Below are 912 nucleotides of genomic sequence, written 5' to 3'. Positions count from 1 at the left end.
CACCCGCTGCACCAGTGGTTGATCCCAGCAATGGCGTGACCATCAGCGGCACCGCTGAAGCGGGTGCAACCGTGATCCTGACTGACGGCGGCGGCAATCCGATCGGCCAGGTCGTCGCCGATGGCAGCGGCAACTGGTCGTTTACACCTACGACTCCGCTTGCCAACGGCACGGTGGTCAACGCGGTGGCCCAGGACGCGGCGGGCAACATCGGTCCGCAGGCCACCACCACAGTGGATTCCCTTGCCCCAGCGGCGCCGGTGGTCAATCCGAGCAACGGCAATGTGCTTACTGGTACCGCCGAGGCGAACAGCAGCGTCACCTTGACTGATGGCAGCGGCAACCCGATCGGCCAGGTCATCGCCGATGGCAGTGGCAACTGGACGTTCACTCCAGCGGTGCAACTGGCCAACGGCACGGTGGTGAATGCCACTGCGACCGATGCGGCCGGCAATACCAGCCCTCCCGGCAGCACCACGGTCGATGCGTCGTTGCCGTCGATCCCGCAGGTCGACCCGAGCAATGGCTCGGTCATCAGTGGCACCGCCGACGCCGGCAACACAATCATCATTACCGACGGCGGTGGCAATCCGATCGGCCAGGTCACCGCCGACGGCAGCGGCAACTGGTCGTTCACCCCTGGAGTGCCGCTGCCGGACGGCACGTTGGTCAACGTGGTGGCCCGCAGCCCTGGCGGCACTGACAGTGCACCGGCGGTGATCACCGTCGATGGTCTGGCTCCGGCGGCGCCGGTAATCGACCCGAGCAACGGGGCAGAGATCAGCGGCACCGCCGAAGCGGGTGCAACCGTGATTCTCACTGACGGCGGCGGCAACCCGATCGGGCAGGTCACCGCCGACGGCAGCGGCAACTGGAGCTTCACGCCGGGCACGCCGCTGGCCGATGGCACGG

Annotated in this window: 1 protein-coding gene; it reads left to right on the top strand. The window is 67.3% G+C overall.

The genetic code is table 11. The annotated features are described in order from the left end of the window. A partial coding sequence (locus tag WKB25_RS21045) for an Ig-like domain-containing protein (RefSeq protein ID WP_340572792.1) occupies nucleotides 1–912 on the top strand: 912 nt, incomplete at both ends.

Source organism: Stenotrophomonas sp. G106K1, assembly GCF_037969685.1.
GTDB lineage: Bacteria > Pseudomonadota > Gammaproteobacteria > Xanthomonadales > Xanthomonadaceae > Stenotrophomonas > Stenotrophomonas lactitubi.
The sequence above is the reverse complement of the archived record's forward strand: the minus strand, read 5'-3'. Positions and strand labels throughout refer to the sequence as shown.